At 56.7% G+C, this 17,747-nt stretch carries 18 protein-coding genes; 14 read left to right on the plus strand and 4 right to left on the minus strand.

Annotated elements, in window-relative coordinates:
* Positions 1 to 38 precede the first annotated feature (38 nt).
* Positions 39 to 1,613 carry a peroxidase family protein gene (locus tag COMA2_RS16040; RefSeq protein WP_090900597.1) on the minus strand — a complete coding sequence of 525 codons (1,575 nt, stop codon included), beginning with the start codon at positions 1,611 to 1,613 and terminating at the stop codon, positions 39 to 41.
* 426 nt (positions 1,614 to 2,039) lie between these two features.
* Here COMA2_RS16040 and COMA2_RS16045 point away from each other — a divergent pair, with 426 nt between their 5' ends.
* Entirely contained in the window at positions 2,040 to 3,284 is a 1,245-nt protein-coding gene (locus COMA2_RS16045; protein ID WP_217490782.1) for a dicarboxylate/amino acid:cation symporter, read from the plus strand.
* An 85-nt stretch (positions 3,285 to 3,369) separates the two neighbouring features.
* On the opposite strand, the gene COMA2_RS16050 is transcribed toward COMA2_RS16045, so the two are convergent.
* Complete coding sequence (locus COMA2_RS16050) at positions 3,370 to 3,921, minus strand: DUF1269 domain-containing protein (protein ID WP_090900600.1); 552 nt, start codon at positions 3,919 to 3,921, stop codon at positions 3,370 to 3,372.
* Between the two features lie 302 nt (positions 3,922 to 4,223).
* Between COMA2_RS16050 and ccmA the strand changes: the two genes are divergently transcribed.
* The 13 genes from ccmA (at position 4,224) to COMA2_RS16115 (ending at position 15,635) form a co-directional block, all read left to right on the plus strand.
* Complete coding sequence (gene ccmA / locus COMA2_RS16055) at positions 4,224 to 4,844, plus strand: cytochrome c biogenesis heme-transporting ATPase CcmA (protein WP_090900602.1); 621 nt, start codon at positions 4,224 to 4,226, stop codon at positions 4,842 to 4,844.
* A complete protein-coding gene (gene ccmB, locus COMA2_RS16060; protein WP_217490783.1) occupies positions 4,841 to 5,524 on the plus strand; it encodes a heme exporter protein CcmB in 684 nt (227 codons plus the stop codon). Before ccmA ends, ccmB begins: the two co-directional genes overlap by 4 nt.
* Positions 5,525 to 5,533: 9 nt before the next feature.
* Entirely contained in the window at positions 5,534 to 6,289 is a 756-nt protein-coding gene (ccmC, locus tag COMA2_RS16065; RefSeq protein WP_090900608.1) for a heme ABC transporter permease CcmC, read from the plus strand.
* The gene (ccmD, locus tag COMA2_RS16070; RefSeq protein WP_090900611.1) at positions 6,289 to 6,474 is read left to right on the plus strand and encodes a heme exporter protein CcmD; all 186 of its coding nucleotides are present in this window, start codon (positions 6,289 to 6,291) and stop codon (positions 6,472 to 6,474) included. The genes ccmC and ccmD overlap by 1 nt, the downstream gene beginning before the upstream one ends.
* A complete protein-coding gene (gene ccmE, locus COMA2_RS16075) occupies positions 6,458 to 6,940 on the plus strand; it encodes a cytochrome c maturation protein CcmE (RefSeq protein WP_090900614.1) in 483 nt (160 codons plus the stop codon). The genes ccmD and ccmE overlap by 17 nt, the downstream gene beginning before the upstream one ends.
* On the plus strand, positions 6,937 to 8,928 hold the full coding sequence (locus tag COMA2_RS16080; RefSeq protein WP_090900617.1) for a heme lyase CcmF/NrfE family subunit: 1,992 nt from the start codon (positions 6,937 to 6,939) through the stop codon (positions 8,926 to 8,928). Before ccmE ends, COMA2_RS16080 begins: the two co-directional genes overlap by 4 nt.
* Positions 8,925 to 9,452: a DsbE family thiol:disulfide interchange protein gene (locus COMA2_RS16085; protein WP_090900620.1), complete on the plus strand. Its 528-nt coding sequence runs from the start codon at positions 8,925 to 8,927 to the stop codon at positions 9,450 to 9,452. Before COMA2_RS16080 ends, COMA2_RS16085 begins: the two co-directional genes overlap by 4 nt.
* Before the next feature lie 8 nt (positions 9,453 to 9,460).
* Positions 9,461 to 9,910 carry a cytochrome c-type biogenesis protein gene (locus COMA2_RS16090; RefSeq protein WP_217490785.1) on the plus strand — a complete coding sequence of 150 codons (450 nt, stop codon included), beginning with the start codon at positions 9,461 to 9,463 and terminating at the stop codon, positions 9,908 to 9,910.
* Positions 9,907 to 11,196, plus strand: a complete 1,290-nt coding sequence (gene ccmI, locus COMA2_RS16095) for a c-type cytochrome biogenesis protein CcmI (protein WP_090900626.1) — start codon at positions 9,907 to 9,909, stop codon at positions 11,194 to 11,196. Before COMA2_RS16090 ends, ccmI begins: the two co-directional genes overlap by 4 nt.
* 222 nt (positions 11,197 to 11,418) lie before the next feature.
* Positions 11,419 to 13,119: a multiheme c-type cytochrome gene (locus tag COMA2_RS16100; RefSeq protein WP_090900629.1), complete on the plus strand. Its 1,701-nt coding sequence runs from the start codon at positions 11,419 to 11,421 to the stop codon at positions 13,117 to 13,119.
* A 2-nt stretch (positions 13,120 to 13,121) separates the two neighbouring features.
* A complete protein-coding gene (gene haoB, locus COMA2_RS16105; protein ID WP_090900632.1) occupies positions 13,122 to 14,150 on the plus strand; it encodes a hydroxylamine oxidation protein HaoB in 1,029 nt (342 codons plus the stop codon).
* Positions 14,151 to 14,319: 169 nt separating this feature from the next.
* Positions 14,320 to 15,039: a cytochrome c-550 CycA gene (cycA, locus tag COMA2_RS16110; RefSeq protein ID WP_090900635.1), complete on the plus strand. Its 720-nt coding sequence runs from the start codon at positions 14,320 to 14,322 to the stop codon at positions 15,037 to 15,039.
* A gap of 2 nt (positions 15,040 to 15,041) precedes the next feature.
* Complete coding sequence (locus COMA2_RS16115) at positions 15,042 to 15,635, plus strand: NapC/NirT family cytochrome c (protein WP_090900638.1); 594 nt, start codon at positions 15,042 to 15,044, stop codon at positions 15,633 to 15,635.
* A 113-nt stretch (positions 15,636 to 15,748) separates the two neighbouring features.
* Here COMA2_RS16115 and COMA2_RS16120 read toward each other — a convergent pair whose 3' ends face one another.
* Entirely contained in the window at positions 15,749 to 16,495 is a 747-nt protein-coding gene (locus COMA2_RS16120) for an MOSC domain-containing protein (RefSeq protein WP_090900641.1), read from the minus strand.
* A 171-nt stretch (positions 16,496 to 16,666) separates the two neighbouring features.
* Entirely contained in the window at positions 16,667 to 17,395 is a 729-nt protein-coding gene (locus COMA2_RS16125; RefSeq protein WP_090900644.1) for a hypothetical protein, read from the minus strand.
* Positions 17,396 to 17,747: the final 352 nt, after the last annotated feature.

Raw genomic sequence — 17,747 nt, forward strand, 5'->3', positions numbered from 1 at the left:
TGCCCATTGGTCATGTGACAAAGAAAGCGATCCGGCATCTAATTCAGTGGAGGAACGACACCGGCAACGTTCAGCAAATCGGTGATCTCGAAGTCTCCAGGGTTAGCCGACGGCAAGGTCGGTTTGCAGTTCTTCTCGACGACCGGGCAGGGGTCCTTATCGGCCTTCAATAAGCCGATCAACACCTCTCCGACGATCCGACCTCCAACCGGCCCCAGGCGCAAGCCGTTCTCGAGTACTTCGGCCTCCTTCAGGATGTAGTACCAGAGCGGGGTGTTTCGGTCCATGTTGAACGGTGCCAGTTCGGAAAGTTGTTCAGCCGTCAGCACCGGAACGCCCATCACTCGGGCAATCGCTTGCCCTGACGGAATCCCGAAGCTGACATGCCGCATGAGATTGCGCGCGGCCAGCGACTGAATTCCGTCCGAGGGCATCCCGGGCGCCGATGGCCCAGGGAGCTGCATGAGCCGGCTCGACAGTTTCGTGTCGATGCGCTTGTTACGGAGGACGTTGTTAGTGTCGAATGTGAAGAAATTCTGCCAGTCGACGAACCGACGTGGCGCGCGTTTGCCGCCGCGCAAGTCGTTGGGATCGGGATCGTTGGGATCGGCTGAAGCGTTGAAGATCGATAGAGCGACCGACGGCCCGCCATCCGGTCCAAAATTTATCCGATAACTCGGACGAACTTGTGAATGGCCGTGCCGGTATGCAGCCGCCGCAAACTCCACGGGGATCAGCGGATCGCCTTTCGAATTGCGGAACAGGGAATCTTGAGTCGGGTCGTCGACCCTGTAAAAACGCGGGCCGTTCCGCACGATCTCATCCACCCGATCCTGCCCGATCGTCAGCGGCAAAAATTCGTGAAGAATGATTCGTTGGTAGTGCCATGTCACCAGACGGCGCGCCTCGTTGAAACGCTCCCTGCCCGAACGACCGGCGTGGGCGGGATCGGCGCGCAATCGATCGACCACGGCGTTGTGAAACTTCAGCATGGCCAAGTGGAACTGACTGATGATGACATTCTCGTCGTTGCGGCTGTCTGCGATGATGGCCCTCTTGTTGGGATCGCGCGGGAGGTCGAATCGCACCGCGCCTTTTCTGGAGACTTGCTCGGATCCTGGAATGACTTCGACACGGAATTTGATGTCTCCCGAGGTGGTCTCGTACAGGTCAGGCGATCTGTCAGGACCCTCACCATACAGACTATCGAGGTCCAACGCGGCGGTGCGAAAATTCGTCGTCTGCCGGGCATCGGTTTGCTCGAGGAGTGACTCCTTTTGGAGACGTACAACATCGTGACCTACAAACTGACCGAAGAACGTGACTCCCGCCGTCATATTTGGATTATCTGGATTGATCGCGTTGGCCTGACCGTCCCGTGCATCGAGGAGGCCTCCTCTCGCGCCGAGCTGGTTCGCCTGTTCCCGGGCTGCATCGGTCGGAGGCGCAAAAGGCGGCAACTCTGGAAACATGCGGCTGAAGACATTCCCGGAAACGGCAGGGCCGCTGGGTGGGGTCCCGGGCGGGATGTTTGTCTCCGCTGTTTGTTCCGCGCTGCAAGATAATAGGCCGGCAAGACCGAGCACAATAAAGCCTATTGTTTGAACGCGCATCGTGCACCTCCTATTGCTACTGCGCTACTCCAGCTCAGCTGGCGATGAATCGGTTTTCACGAGATCTCTAATGTATTGTTTCAGGTGCACGTACTACAGCCTCGATATATACCCTTCAGATGTTCCCCCCAGGATGTCCCCTAGACTCTTCTTCGAGCGATCTATCATGTACACTGGGAAAGAAAGCGGGAGGCCTAGGCTTATCCCTAGGGATGCTAGGAATGCAGGTATCACCCTTGAGTTCTCACTCCACGTGCGACACTGCCGGCTATGCGCACATCCGCATCCTTGATCACTTCGACTAAACCGCATAAGCGTGCCGTTTCCCCTCGCCCCGATCATCTGACTCATCGGTAGCCTGCTTCGTGGTACATTCGTGATCCTTCTCATCCAAGACGGGTAATGAAGTTATAGGAGTTTCAACTGGTGGACGACCGCTCCTCGGAAGAAACAATAAGTACTCCGTCGGAGACCGGCCTGATCGTGCGATGGCAGAGCATGCCGCTTTATGGGCGCATTGTGATTGCCCTGGTGCTCGGCGTCATGGTGGGGTTGCTGCTGGGCGGCCAGGCGGCTATGTTGGCGGTGCCGGGCAAGCTCGTGTTGCGCCTTCTCGGGGCCCTCGCGCCGGCGTTGATCCTTGCGGCGATCGTGCACACGTTCATGACGACGCAGCTCGGCGGGCCGCTTGCGGCACGACTGCCGCGGCTGTTGTTGCTGAACACGGTGGTCGCGATCACAGTCGGTTTGACGGTCGCCAATGTGATTCAGCCGGGACAAGGGGCGGGACTCACGCCCCCGTCTCCGCGCGACGAAACGGCAACATCCGCCAATCCGCTCGCCCTCTTTCTTGAAAATGTGCCGAAGAGTTTGCTGGGACCGCTGAGTGATGATGGAAAGGTCATCGGAGTCATCTTCGTGGCCGTGGCCTTTGGGATGGCCCTCCGCAAGGAACGAGAACGGCCGCTAGGAACAATAGGACAGCTCGTCGAGCTCTTCCTGGAGTCGCTCATCAAGATTTTGCACTGGATCATTGCGGTCGTGCCGTTGGCGGTCTTCGGCATTGTCGCGAGCATCGTGGGGACGGAGGGCTTCGCTCCGTTCAAGGCGCTTGGAATTTTCGTGCTGAGCGTGCTGCTCGCGCTCGCGATCCAGGCGGGGTATTACATGGTCCGCATTCGATTCGGTTCGTGGGTGCGTCCTGGTGAGTTGCTCCGCGGCGGCCGCGATGCGCTGGTGATGGCGTTCTCTACGGCCAGCTCAACGGCCACGATGCCGGTGACCTACGCCTCGCTCAAGGATCGCGTGGGCCTGCGTGAGCGGTCCGCGAGCATGGGGGCGCTGGTTGGGGCGAATTTTAACAACGACGGCACGGCCTTGTACGAGGCGATGGCGGCACTCTTCATCGCGCAGATGATCGGGATGGATCTGAGTTTCCAGCAGCAACTGATGGTCGTGCTGACGAGCATCATCGCCTCCGTCGGCGCCGCCGGCATTCCCGAAGCGGGCTTGGTGACGATGACCATGGTCTTTACGGCCGTTGGGCTCCCCGTGCAGTACATTCCTGTCTTGCTGACGGTGGACTGGTTCCTCGATCGCTGTCGCACCGCGATCAATGTTATGGGAGATATGAACGTGAGTTGCCTGTTGGATGGGAAGCAGAGGGGCTGAACGCCATGTTGCGTGCGGAAAGCTCTCGCCGGAACGACGTTCGCCTTCGACTGGCTCAGGACGAACGTCGTTCCGGGAAGCCCTGCTATGTTGTGGCTGTCTTTTGTTTGTGTTCGTGCGCGAGGGCGGTTCGCAGCTTCGCTTCCTGCTCTTTACTCAGGGACGTCTGGAGAATCGTTCCCTCGTGCGGCGGGAAGCCGGCGAGTAACTTGTCTTGATCGACGCTCCGGATCAGCAAGAAGATTGCGGAGGTGCCTTGCTTGATCGTACTTCCCAATTGCTTGATGAAATTATCCGGAATCCCATAGTCGCTCAATAACCCAAACTCACTGGCCGCGGTGGTCACGGCTCCGGCCCCCGCCCCGCCGGCGAGGCTGCCGATCAGGCCGGCCAGGGGGTTCATAAAGAGCAAGCCCATCAGTCCTCCCCACAACACGCCGAGCGACACCCCATGAGTCGTCGCCCCGCCGAAGACGTCGACGCACTGTTTGAGGTGGACCTTGCCGTCCATGTCGCGCACGACGATGACCGCATCCTCCAAATCGAGCACATAGTTCTTTTCCATAGCCCGCAGCTCGTTCAGCACTCGATCGGCCGTGCTGGAATCCTTAAAGGCAATACAGACCAGTTCGCTCATGATTCATCTCCTTCACGATATAGATGCCAATCCAGCAGGATGCGGGAAAAGACCGCTGCGAGTCGCCTCCTCGCTGGCTGCGGCCTTGCGGGCAGCCGTTGTGCGCATCCCGCACGGCTACTCATGGTCGCCGTGATCCTTGATGCCGGTGACGGCGACAGAAGCCAGCGCGAGTTTTCCCTAACCCGCCAGTCGCACCAGGTTAATAGGACGATCACGTTGAGTGCAAGCAGGGCTTCCTGCCCCTTGTTTTTCCACGCGCTGTTCCCTTACTCTCGACCTTTTCCTGTTGAGTAGCGTTTATGTTGCAAGCTGTCGGACTCAGTTGCCGTCGAGGCGAGCGTCGGCTGTTTTCGGACCTCACGGTAAAGGTTGAGCCGGGAACTCTGTTGGCCGTGGTGGGTGAGAACGGCAGCGGGAAAACCAGCTTGCTCCGGATTTTCTCCAGCTTGTTGCCGCCGGAAGACGGTTCGGTACTCTGGGATGGTCAGGATATCCATCAACTCAAGGAACTCTATGCCGGGCAGCTGACGTATCTCGGGCATCTGAACGGGATCAAGGATGACCTGACCCCCTTGGAAAACCTGATGAGCGCCGCGTCTCTGGCCGGGGAACCTTGTTCCAACAACGGGGCGAAGGAAGCCTTGGAAGCGATCGGACTGAAGCGTCCCATTCATCAGTTGCCGTCCAAGGTGCTCTCGCAAGGCCAAAAGCGCCGTGTCACGCTGGCGCGGCTCTGGCTCTCTACGCGTCCCCTGTGGCTGTTGGATGAACCGTTCACGTCTCTCGACGCGGCGTCCACGAATGTGGTGACGCAGCGGCTGCTTGCTCATGTGCAACGTGGAGGACTGGCGGTCGTGGTCACGCACCAGGAGGTCGCGCTGCCCGCGGAGCGGCTGCAACGCCTGAGGCTGGCTGGATGAACCGCTCCAGCATGCGGGAGGCCGTCAGCGGCATCGTCAAGCGGGATCTCTTGCTCGCGATGCGGCGTCGTTCAGACGCGGCGATGTCGGTCTTCTTTCTCGTCATTGTGGTCAGTCTCTTTCCCCTGGGCGTCGGTCCGGAGCCGGCGGTGTTGAAGGTCATCGGGCCCGGCGTGTTGTGGGTCGCGGCCTTGTTGGCCTGTTTATTGTCGCTTTCACGCGTGTTTACGGCGGATTATCTGGATGGGGCCCTCGAGCAGATGGTGTTGATTCCCCAGCCCTTGGCGGTCCTGGTGGCTGGGAAGGTTTTCGCGCATTGGGTGATCTCCGGATTACCCGTGGTGCTGCTCTCGCCGCTCCTCGGCCTTCAATTCGGCTTGGGTGGAGAACCCCTGGGGGTGTTGGTGTTGTCGCTCTTGCTTGGGACGCCGACGTTGAGTATGATTGGTGCGATCGGCGCCGCGTTGGTCCTTGGCGTGCGGGGGAGTGGTCTACTGGTTGCCCTCCTGGTGCTTCCACTCTATGTTCCAGTGTTGATCTTTGGGGCCGGCGCCGTCACCGGCAGTATGGCTGGAGTCGGCGGCGAAGCAAATCTGTCGCTGCTTGGGGCCTGTCTCGTGCTCTCGCTCTTTCTGGCGCCCTGGGCTACTGCAGCGGCGATACGCATTGCGTTGGAATAGAAGGATCTCATCAACGTGAATTGGTCGAAGTATTCGGCGCCACAAGCCTTTTATCCCCTGGCAGGACGCCTCATTCCATGGTTCGCCGTTGCGGCGGTTGCGCTGATGGCTATCGGCCTCTATATCGGGTTCTTCGTCGCGCCGACCGATTTTCAGCAAGGGGACTCGTATCGGATTATCTTTGTTCATGTTCCCGCCGCCTGGATGTCGATGTTTCTCTATGTGGTCATGGCGATCTGGGCCGGCGTCGGAATGGGACTCAACGCGCGCCTTTCCTTCATGATGGCTCAGGCGATCGCGCCCACCGGGGCCATGTTTACGTTCCTGGCGTTGCTGACCGGAGCGATGTGGGGAAAACCGACATGGGGTGCGTGGTGGGTCTGGGATGCCAGGCTGACCTCGGAGCTCATCCTCTTATTTCAGTATGCGGGGGTCATGCTCTTGCGGACGTCGATCGACGACATGCGTCGCGCCGACCGCTCGAGTGCGGTCTTTTCATTGGTCGGTGTGGTCAATGTGCCTATCATCTATTTTTCCGTGCAATGGTGGAACACCTTGCATCAAGGCGCCTCCGTCAGCATGTCGACGGGATCAAAGATGGCGGCGACGATGTTGACCGCCATGTTGCTCATGACGGTGGCTTTCTGGCTCTATAGCATCGCCGTCATTCTCGCCCGCGTGCGATGCATCGTCGTCGAGCGGGACTCGCTACCGGTCTGGGATGAGAAACCGGCGGCGATTCGGGACGTGGTGGAGGCTCGCTGATGCAGTGGGGGAGCGCGTCGGAATTTTTTGCGATGGGCGGGTACGGGCTGTATGTGTGGACCTCGTTTATCGCCACGGCGCTCTGTATGGGGTGGGAAGTACTGGCTTTGTGGCGCCGACGAGCCGCGGCACGCGCCGAACAGCGTGCCGCGTTGTTAGGAGACACCGATGAAACCACGGCATAAACGTTTTGCCTTTATTGGTCTGGGATTGCTTGTCTTGGGTGTGGCGACCGTGCTGATCTTAAACGCCTTCCAGAGCAATCTGGTGTTCTTTTTTACGCCCACTCAAGTCGCCGGTGGAGAAGCCCCGCAAGGGCGTAGCTTCCGGATCGGTGGGATGGTCGAAGACGGCAGTCTGGTTCGTGAAAATGATGGTCTGACCGTCCATTTCATCGTGACCGATACCGCGAAGCGCGTGCCGGTGACGTATAAAGGGATTCTTCCCGACTTGTTCAAGGAGGGAAAGGGGGCCGTGGCCCAGGGGCAGTTGAGCGTCGATGGGACGTTTGTCGCCAGCGAAGTCCTCGCAAAGCACGATGAAAATTACATGCCTCCGGAAGCGGCGGAAGCGCTGGCGAAGGCGAAGGCCTCCGGGGCGCAGCAAAGCAAGTCACTCGTTGTTCCTCAAGGTACGAAAGATTCACTATGATTCCAGAAATCGGTCATTTTGCCTTGATTCTCGCGCTCTGCGTCGCGGTGGTGCAGGGACTCTTTCCCATCTACGGCGCCGCGGTCGGAAACTCGGCGCTGATGGCGGTGGCCAAGCCGGCGGCGCGCGGGCAGTTCTTCTTGGTGCTGATTGCGTTTTGCTGCCTGGGATACGCGTTCGCCGACAAAGATTTTTCCGTGCTGTATGTGGCGGCAACATCGAATTCACAACTCCCGTTGCATTATCGCTTGGCGGCAATTTGGGGCGCGCATGAAGGCTCTCTGCTTTTGTGGACCTTCATCTTGACCCTGTGGATGTTTGCGGTCACGCTCTTCTCCTCCCATCTCCCGGAAGCCACACGTTCCCGGATTCTCGGAGTCATGGGTTTGGTAAGCGTGGGGTTCCTTCTGTTCATGTTGACGGTGTCCAATCCGTTCGAACGGCTGATTCCTGCGGCTCTCGACGGGCGTGATCTCAATCCGCTCTTGCAGGACCCCGGCATGGTGATCCATCCGCCGATGCTCTATATGGGCTATGTCGGTTTCTCGGTCGCCTTCGCCTTTGCCATCGCCGCATTGTTGGGGGGAAACCTTGATGCGGCCTGGGCCCGTTGGTCTCGGCCATGGACGACGGTGGCCTGGTGTTTTCTGACGGTCGGTATTGCGATGGGAAGCGGCTGGGCCTACTACGAGCTCGGGTGGGGCGGCTGGTGGTTTTGGGATCCGGTTGAAAACGCCTCATTCATGCCGTGGTTGGCCGGGACCGCGTTGGTGCATTCATTGGCCGTGACCGACAAGCGGGGCGGGTTCAAGGTGTGGACGGTTTTACTCGCCATCATGGCATTTTCATTGAGCCTCCTGGGGACGTTTCTCGTGCGGTCCGGTGTCTTAACCTCCGTGCATGCCTTTGCCACCGATCCGAAGCGGGGTCTCTTCATCCTTGCCTTTTTGGCGATCGTCATCGGTGGGTCGTTGGCCTTGTATGCTTGGCGCGCTCCCAAGGTTGGGCTGGGCGGCAGCTTCGCGATGTTGTCGAGAGAGGGCATGCTGTTGGCCAACAACGTGTTGTTGGTGGCCGCGATGGGCTCGGTGCTGTTAGGCACGCTGTACCCCTTGTTTTTAGACGCCCTGGACCTCGGGAAAATTTCCGTGGGGCCTCCGTATTTTGACTCCGTCTTCGTGCCGTTGATGGTCCCTGCGATTTTCTTGATGGGAATCGGCCCGCTGGCCCAATGGAAAAAGGCGAGTCTGCCTGATTTGGCGAAGCGGTTGAAGTGGGCATTCGGGGTCAGTCTTGTGTCCGCGCTGACGCTGCCGTTTGTCCTGGGGAGCTGGACACCTCTGTTGAGCCTCGGCCTCCTCTTGGCCATTTGGATCGTGACGACCGCGGTGGTGACATTGCGCGAACGGTTGGCTCATCTGAATGGAAATAGTCTTGTCGAACGCCTGGCTTCGGTGCCCAGATCCTATTGGGGGATGCTCGTGGCGCACTGCGGGATTGCGGTCTTTATCGTCGGGGTGACGATGGTGAAAGGCTTCGAATCCGAAAAGGATGTGCGGATGAGCGTGGGCGAGACGGCGACGATCGGCGACTATACGTTTCGATTCGACGGGGCTCAGGATGTGGTCGGACCAAACTATACGGCAGCCCGTGGGACGTTCCGAGTGAGTTATGACGGCCGTGAAACGACGGTTCTGTACCCGGAAAAACGACGGTATGCCGTTCAGAATCAAGTCATGACCGAAGCCGCCATCGATCCGGGACTATTGCGCGATCTCTATGTGTCGTTGGGAGAGCCGCTCGACGAGGGGGCCTGGAGCGTGCGGCTTTACCATAAGCCGTTTGTGGATTGGATCTGGGGCGGGTGTTTTATCATGGCGCTGGGCGGTGTGCTGGCCATCAGTGATCGCCGGTATCGACTGGCATGGCGTCGGCAAGAACCGGCTGTGCCTGCACCCCCACGAGCAGCTAGGCGAAAAGTGGCATGAATCGGTTCCTTCTGCCGCTCTCCATATTTATCGTCGTCGTGGGATTTCTTGGCGTGGGCCTCAAGCTCAACCCGCGGGAGATTCCGTCTCCCTTGGTCGGGAAGGCCGCGCCGGATTTTTCCCAGCCGCAGCTCTATGATCGCGAGAAAGTGTTTTCTCCTGCAGACCTCAAAGGGAAGGTGTGGCTGCTCAACTTTTGGGCCTCGTGGTGCAGCGGGTGTAAGACCGAGCATCCGGTGCTGATGGAGCTGGCCAAGTCCGGTGAAGTGCCGATCTATGGCATGGATTATAAGGATCAGCAGGACGAAGCGATGACCTGGTTGAGGCGATGGGGCAATCCCTATCCGATTGTCGGGGTGGATGATGCCGGACGGGTCGGCATCAATTACGGAGTTTACGGAGTTCCCGAAACGTACGTCATCGACAAGCAGGGCGTCATCCGTTATAAGCAGATCGGGCCATTGGATTCCGACACGGTCGCCAAGACGATTCTTCCTCTTGTAAAGCAGCTTGAATCGCAATGACTTGGGTGATGCTCATCATAGTGTTGTCGTGCGGGACGGTCTGGGCCGGAGAGGCCAGGCCGTTGGCCGATGATCCGGCCGCCGAGGCGCGGCTCAAGCATCTCGCCGTCGAGCTTCGATGTCTGGTCTGTCAAAATCAAACCTTGGCCGACTCGAACGCTCCGCTGGCGGAGGACCTGCGTCGAGAAGTTCGAGAGATGATCGCCAAGAATATGAGCGACCAGGAGATCATCGAGTTTCTTGTGGCCCGCTATGGGGACTTCGTCCTGTATCGACCGCCGCTCAAGGCCACGACCACGCTGCTGTGGGTGGGACCATTTGCTTTAATGGCGATCGGGGCGACGGCGTTGGTCGTTACGTTGCGGCGTCGAGCGCGTACGATGGTTGAGATTCCGGTGACGGATGAAGAGCATCGACGGGTTGAACAACTCTTGGCAGAAGGAGAGAAGCGATCATGACCGTGACATTCTGGGCGATCGTGTCCGCCATGACCGTAGCCGTCTTGGGCCTCTTAGTGCGCCCGTTGTTGAAGCGTCCGGCGCAGCTGACAAGTGAACAGGAAAAGACGTTGCCGGTGTATCGGCAGCAATTCTCGGAGCTGGAGCAAGATCTCACCAACGGGCTGCTGACGGATGACCAGTATCAGACGGCTCGACATGAGCTGGAGCGCCGGGTGTTGGAGGAGACTGGTTCCACCGACACATCGTCGATGATGTCCGGAGGGCTCGTGAATCTTCGGCTTGTCGCACTGTCGCTGGTCCTGGTCATTCCGGCAGCCAGTGGCGTGCTCTATTGGACATTGGGAAATCCTGCCGCAATGACGCACCCGGCCGTAGCAGCGTCGTCCTCGCAAGGCGGACCCGGCGATGATCCTCAGATGGCCGACAGCCTCAATCAGCTGATCGAGCAGTTGCGGAAGAAATTAGAGCAGAATCCCAATGATGGGGTCGGATGGGGACTCTTGGCCCGATCCTATATGGCCATGGAACGGTATGCCGATGCCGTCCCCATTTTCGAGAAGGCCACCAAGCTCGATCCCGATAATGCAAGTCTCCTCGCCGACTACGCGGATGCACTCGGCGTCCACCAGGGGCGCAAGTTGGAAGGAAGGCCTGAGGCCTTGATCCAAAAAGCTTTGAAGGTCGACCCCCACAATGTCAAGGCGTTGATGCTGTCCGGGACCCTTGCCTACAACCGAAAAGATTTTTCGCGCGCCGCCAAAGAATGGGAAGATGCCCACGCGTATCTTCCGCCTGATGACCAAGAGTCGGCGGATCAACTGAAAGCGAGCATTGCCGAAGCCAAACGACGTCTCGGCGGTGGTCCCAGCATGGGGATGATGGTGGCCAATCCACCGATGGAACAGGCAAAGCCCGCCAAGCCGTCGGCCCAATCCGGGCAGCCACGTGCAATTACGGGTAAGGTGGTATTAGGGCCGAACATGGCAGGCAAAGCGCTTCCAGATACGTTGTTCGTATTTGCAAAGGATGTGGCCGGGCCGCCGATGCCCGTGTCGATCGTCCGAGCATCGAGAAAAGATTTGCCCTTCACCTTCCGGCTGGATGATTCAACGAGCCCTATGCCGTCGAGGAAATTGTCGGATATCGATACGGTTGTCATCGTCGCGCGCCTGTCGAAATCCGGAAAAGCCATGGCTGAAAGTGGTGATCTGGAGGGGATGAGCCAACCGATTAAGCCGGGCGCGGAAAACATCACCGTTGTCATCGATCGGGAGAGACCGTAGTGGCCATCAGATCATGTGTCTCTTGTAAGATATGAGCGATGTGGTTGCTCATGCGCGAAGGAAATATCTTGACAGTCTAGCAGGGCTCAGTTATATTTCGCCGCCATCTTTATTATGAAGAACTTGTGCAAAACAACCAGCATATAAACAAGCTAGTGTGTCATTAAATATTCTTGTGAAGGACAGTGTGCAGTGTCCATCAACGGAAGGAGTCGAACTGTGATGGTAAAGAACATGGTGAAGTATGCGCTGGTAGTCTGCGGCGTCTTACTGGCTGCGCAGGCTCAGGCGGATTTCCCCACCGTTCCGAAGGAAACCTACGAGGCCTTGAAGATTGATCGCTCAGCCTCGCCGAAGGAACTGTATGAAGCGTTGGTCAAGCGGTATATGGATCCGGCGCAGCAGGGCGTGGGAAAAGGGAAATACGGCGACTATTGGCAGCCGGTCTCCTTCAGTAAGTATTTCGATCCCCATACCTTCTATAAGCCACCCCAGGCGGTGAAAGAAGTCGCCAGTCGTGAGCAGTGCGTGAAGTGCCACACGGATGAATCACCCGGATGGGTGGCGGCCTGGAAGAAGAGCACCCATGCGAATCTGGACAAGATCCGTAAGCTGACCCCGAAAGATGAGACCTTCTATAAGAAGGCGAAGCTGGAAGCGGTTGAAGCCAACCTCCGCTCGATCGGGAAGCTGGGCAAGGGGGAGAACCTGAAGGAAGTCGGCTGTATTGATTGTCACTTCGACATCAATACCAAGAACAAGGCCGATCACCGGAAGGATATCAAGCTGGCCACCGCCGATACCTGCGGGACCTGCCACCTGCAAGAGTTTGCCGAGCGCGAATCCGAGCGGGATACGATTACGTGGCCGAAGGATCAGTGGCCCAAGGGACGTCCGTCCCACGCGTTGGACTATAGGGCCAATGTGGAAGTGGAAGTCTATGCCGGGATGCCGCAGCGAGAAATCGCCGATGGCTGCACGGGTTGCCACGTCAATCAAAATAAGTGCGATACCTGCCATGCGCGGCATGAATTCTCGGTGGCGGAATCACGCAAGCCGGAAGTCTGTGCGCAGTGCCATAGCGGGGCCGACAACAACAACTGGGAAGCCTATTCCCTCTCCAAGCATGGGTTGAAGTATCAGCGCGATAAAGATCACTGGAACTTCAATATCCCCATCAAGGAAGCCATCGCGAAGGGCGCCGAAACGGCCCCAACGTGTCAGTACTGCCACATGGAATATCAGGGCAAGATTGCCCACAACATCGTGCGGAAGGTCCGTTGGGCGAACTATCCGTTCGTGCCGGGCATTCGGGAGAACATCAAGACCGAATGGGCCGACAAGCGGAACGATGCCTGGGTGAAAACCTGTACCCAGTGTCACTCCGAGACCTATGCCCGCGCGTGGTTGGAGTTCATGGATAACGGAACCTTCTCAGGTATCGATAAGTACGACGAAGCCCATCATGTCGTCGAGGAGCAGTATAAGTCCGGGCTGTTGACCGGTCAGAAGACGAACCGTCCGGCACCACCGGCGCCGGAGACGGATGGCTTTGAAAAGTTCTTCCAGATCTATTGGTCGAAGGGAAACAATCCAGCGGCCAATGAATTGAAACTGTTCGAAATGGCGGAAGACCACTTGGTGCAATTACACGTCAGCTTGGCGCACCAGTATTGGGGCTATACCTATACGGTGGGTTGGGCGGCGATGAATCGGGCCTATGTGGAAATCATGGACGATGATACGCGCCTTAAGGAAAAGCTGGATCTTCAAGCGCGGGTGGCCAAGCTCGAAGGCCAGATGAAGCATAGTCTGCTGGATCTCGATACGGAGACCGGCAAGATCTCGCTGGGCGGGATCGGCGGCGGCATGATGCTCGCCGGGACCCTTGCCCTCGCAGGGTGGCGGCGTAACAAGAAGTAGCAGTGAGCGCGACGCCGTCCCTGAGCGAATCGGTATCACGTCCGTCAGGGACTAAGATCCTCCCGTCACTCGGGTTCCTCCTGGTGACGGGAGGTCTGTTTCTGAGCGGATGGTTTGCCTACCTTTGGTTTAAACCTGCCCCTGCTCCCTACAACTATCAGCTGGTTGACGAGGGCAATGTCACGAAGTTTGACAGTCTACCAGTCCAAGCTTGGCCTGATTTGACCATCGCTAAATACGAAGTCCATGTTCCATCCGTAGACAAACCGATTGCTATCGCGTATCGGGCTAGTAAAGGGAACGGGAGATCCGTTCTGCTACACTGGGAAAATTTGGTGTCTGAGCCTGTCGGCTCGATGGGCAGCGATTTATCTGAACTTGCCACGATTGCGACCGATATCACGAAACATGTTCCAAAGGGAGCTGTCATCTTGGCCTGGTGGGATACCTCTCAACAGATTGGTCTTCTGTCCGAGCGGGACACGTTGTTTACGTCCCATCTTGGGCAACCCCGTATTGCGCCATCGTACTGGAAGGATCGTGCTGATGTCATTGCGGAATATGAACGTCAATTTTGGGGCGCATCAGGGTCGTCTGAAGAGGAACGAAAATTCCAACAATTTGTGGATGCCCTGTCCTCTGAAACCAATACAGGGCCGGCCCTGCTTCGGGAATTAGTTGGTGCTCGCGAGGCGTATATAGTCGTCCATCCCTCGGACCTTTATAAGTTGGGACTCATGCGGCCTGATCGCGTGGATATTGCCTTTAAGGACTTTCCCTTGACCGGAAACGTTCATGGGCTTGCGAACCAAGTTAAAGCATGGATGAAAGAGTACGGATACGATACCTATACCCTCCAGTCGTTGTCTGAAAAACTCGTACGAGCTTATTTTTTGAACGAAGGGAAAAAGGGAAAGATTTTGCTGTCCCAAATGCTTCCACTCATGAATTCGACTCCGGTTGATTTGCAAGCGATGCAGCTTGTCCATAAGCATGGTGGCTATTGGGTGTATAAGATTCCGGGCAATTGAAAGTTACGCTGCTGCACAGTCCTTGAAGAACGGGGTAGCAGTCCAGAATCGCCCATGGTAAACTGAAGCGCCTGGAAGCAGTCAGGGGAAAAGGCTATCAAATTCTCCACTACGGCTTTATGACAAGTCCTTACGTTCTTACTCATATCTCTATCGGAAAGGAGATGCCGTGAATCACCGCATTCTGTATTCATTCGCCGCTGCGGCGGTATTTCTAGCAGTGGCCGGAACGGCCTTTGCTGAAGGGACTTTCGAAGGCAGGAAGAAATGCTTCAACTGCCATAAAGGTGAAGGGGAATCCTGGGAAAAATCACTCCATGGCAAGGCCATGGAATCCCTCAAACCCAACACGAGGAAAGAAGCTAAGCTGAAGGCTAAGCTTGATCCAAAGAAAGATTATACAAAGGATAAGGATTGCGTTGGATGCCATGTCGATGGGTTCGGTAAGGAAGGCGGCTATGTCATCGAAGAACCGGAAAAGTTCTTGACGGGTGTCGGTTGCGAGTCTTGCCATGGAGCCGGTAGTGACTATCGAAAGATCCATAGAAAAGCCGGTGAAGCGTTTGAAAAGTCTCAGAAGACCATGGAGCGGACCAATCTCGTCGAAGCGGGTCAGGACTTTGAGTTTCAAGAGAAATGCAATGCCTGTCACTTGAATTACGAAGGATCACCTTGGAAGGGAGTGAAGAAGCCCTATACGCCGTTCACACCAACCGTCGACAAGAAGTATGCCTTTGATTTTGAAAAGTCGGTAAGAAATGACAAAGCCATGCATGAGCATTTTAAACTTGCCGGCACCTTCACCGGGCCGCCAATGCCGAAGTTCCATGAGGAATTCCAGAAGGCAGCCAAACCGCCGGTGAAGGCCGACAAGGCTGGGGACGAATAGCCATGCCAAAGTTGGGGACATTAGCGGCTGGGGCAGTTCTTGGAATAGGGCTCATTACCGTCGTGTTTGGCGGTGAGGCCGCCATCTCAAGGACTGAGTTCTGCATCAGTTGTCATTCGGAGATCTATCCCTATGAGGAGCTGAAAAAATCTTCACACTGGGGTGCCCTTGGTATGGACCCTGGCTGTAAAGATTGCCATGTGCCTCAGGGATTATCGAACTTTCACAAAGCGGTCTGGACTCACGTGGTGGATGGTGTGCCGTTCCTCATAAAGGAGTTCACGACGGACTACTCAACCATTGAAAAGTTCAATGAGCATCGGCCGGAAGCAGCGTTTCGTGCTCGAATGAAGCTCAAGGAATGGGACAGTCTCACCTGTAGGGCTTGTCACAAGAATACTAAGCCGCCGGGAGCTTCAGCCAAAGCGGCCCATGCCAAGATGCAAAGCGAAGGGGCGACTTGCATCGATTGCCACCAGAACCTTGTGCATAAAAAGGTCCCTGAGCATGACCTCAATGCCAGCCTTGCGCAAGGGAAGGCCGTAATCAAGGAAGTGAAGAAGAAGGCCGACGACGATGAGGATGAAAAGGACTAGCCGTCGTCAGAAATTCTTCGGATGCTGTTAACAGCAGGGCCGTACTCCACAATGTGAGGTACGGCCCTGCTCAACTCGCCTAAGTGTTTTATCTTCGGCTCAGTTCTAATCTATTAGCTCTTACTCGTGTGAGGTCCCGCCAGTCTTGAGGAGGTATTCTCCGCCTCTCCTGTAGCAGCCCGTCGTTTGAGTTTTGTCCGCCATCTCAACGAAAGATCCGTGCAATCTGCCAATTGGCTGGCTGCCTCTCTATCGTGTGGGCGATGGTGCATCACGGTATTTGCGAGAGACACCGTCCAGTCGGGGCAGTGGCGTTCAACTAATACCAGGTCGTTCCCGACCTGCACATGGCCTTCACGAAGGACTCTGAAATACCAGCCGGTACGTCCGGTATTTTGGACACGAACCGCAAGATCCTTGACTCGCCATCGACGAGCCAGCTTCCAGCAGGGCTGTCGCGGTTGCGAGATCTGGACAAGGGCGTCACCAATCATAAATACATCTCCGATGCACACATCGCTCTCCAGCAACCCTGTAGTCGTAAAATTTTCCCCGAATGCTCCTGGGTGGAGATCCGGTACCGGTAATGTCTCCAACCAATAGGGGTAGTGCTCTCCCGGGTAGACATTGACGGCCTTTTCAGGTCCCCCGTGGTTGTCTAGATCTGCTTGGCCATCACCAGCCAAGTTGACTGTGCCAAGCCACAGTGATTCGGACGTTGGCTGTTTAAAGAAACCGGTCGTCCAAACCTCATCAAAGGGGTCTGGTGATCCGCTGTTCCCCAGGGTCCGTGGTTGCCCGACTTGCAAAGAGATGATTGTTGCAGCCACCGGTTTTCTCAAGAAAGGTCCTTTACTCATACTCAGCGATCCACGTTGACCATTTGGGTGATTCACACGAAACACTGTGTGCCTGTGATGGCCGAAACAGATGCCGATGATTCTTGCTGATCAGTCGCGATGCGAGCCAAGTTGAGGGGTGTATGTACCCATAGGAAATGGGCAGTATTAAGGAGTGCATGCGCATCAGTGTTAGGAGATCCCCGTTCGATTCAAGACCGCGCTCGACCGGTACCAGGCGTGGAGACGTTTGACCCCACGCAACGTCGGCCCTGCTCCTCCAATGGCAACCGCATCGACCAGGCAATACCAAGCGCTGGCGCCGCTGGGCGGATTACCTTGTGGCCATCCCAGGAGTGGGTCTATAGCTGCCCAGTGCCACGCGCCGACCGTTGTACCGATCAATTCCAGCCACGTCGTAATGAAAAATGCAGCGAGGTAGACCATCGGTGAGCGGCCTGTCACCAGCCAGATTAAGAATATGCAAAACAGCAACGCACCGACCGCATCTCCACGCTCAGCATACCCGGTGACGCCCCAGATGGCCCAAGTGCCCCAGACGCCTATGACAAATAGCGCAATTAGTCTGGGATGGCGTACAAAGAGGCCAGATCGTGCCAAGGCGACTGCAGTCAAGTAGACCATGCCATGGCCTGGTGGGACGTAAGCCGGTACATTCTCGAATCGATAGGTGTAGCCTCCCATATAGATGGAGGCGAAATGCTCTCCCACTGTTGCAAAGATGACCGCAATCAGGACCTGCACCCGTGTTTCCCGATTTTCGCCGAGCAATAAGGTCCCGAGAAAGACCCAGGCCAAGGCTCCTAACGCCTGTTGTCGCTCGATACTGGCACTGATTTCAAACAAAGAACTCACGGCAACGCTCAGGAATGTAAACGCAGCAATAGCATAATCGCGCATTCGATGCGTGCTGGCTGCATTGCTGTTCGGAAAATGTCGGAGGGCAGTCTGGGTGACTCTAACGAGCCAGGGCCAGCGAGCAGAAGTGCTTGTCGGAGCTTCCATACATCAAACGTAATTGAGAGCAAAATAGTTTCGGCAGGCGTTCAGTATTACACCCACGATCGTTCAATCTGCAGTACCACACACCGTTGGAATCATACAGGACCCCTGCGGAACGGGCAAGCTCAAACCAGGTCATGAATCGCTTCTTGCCGGTTTCCTGACATCTGTTATCGCGCCGTTAACTCATACATCGTGGGATGTGCGGATGTAAGACACTCTCGTTGGATAAAGAAGTGAACATGTCAAC

Source organism: Candidatus Nitrospira nitrificans, assembly GCF_001458775.1.
Lineage (GTDB): Bacteria > Nitrospirota > Nitrospiria > Nitrospirales > Nitrospiraceae > Nitrospira_D > Nitrospira_D nitrificans.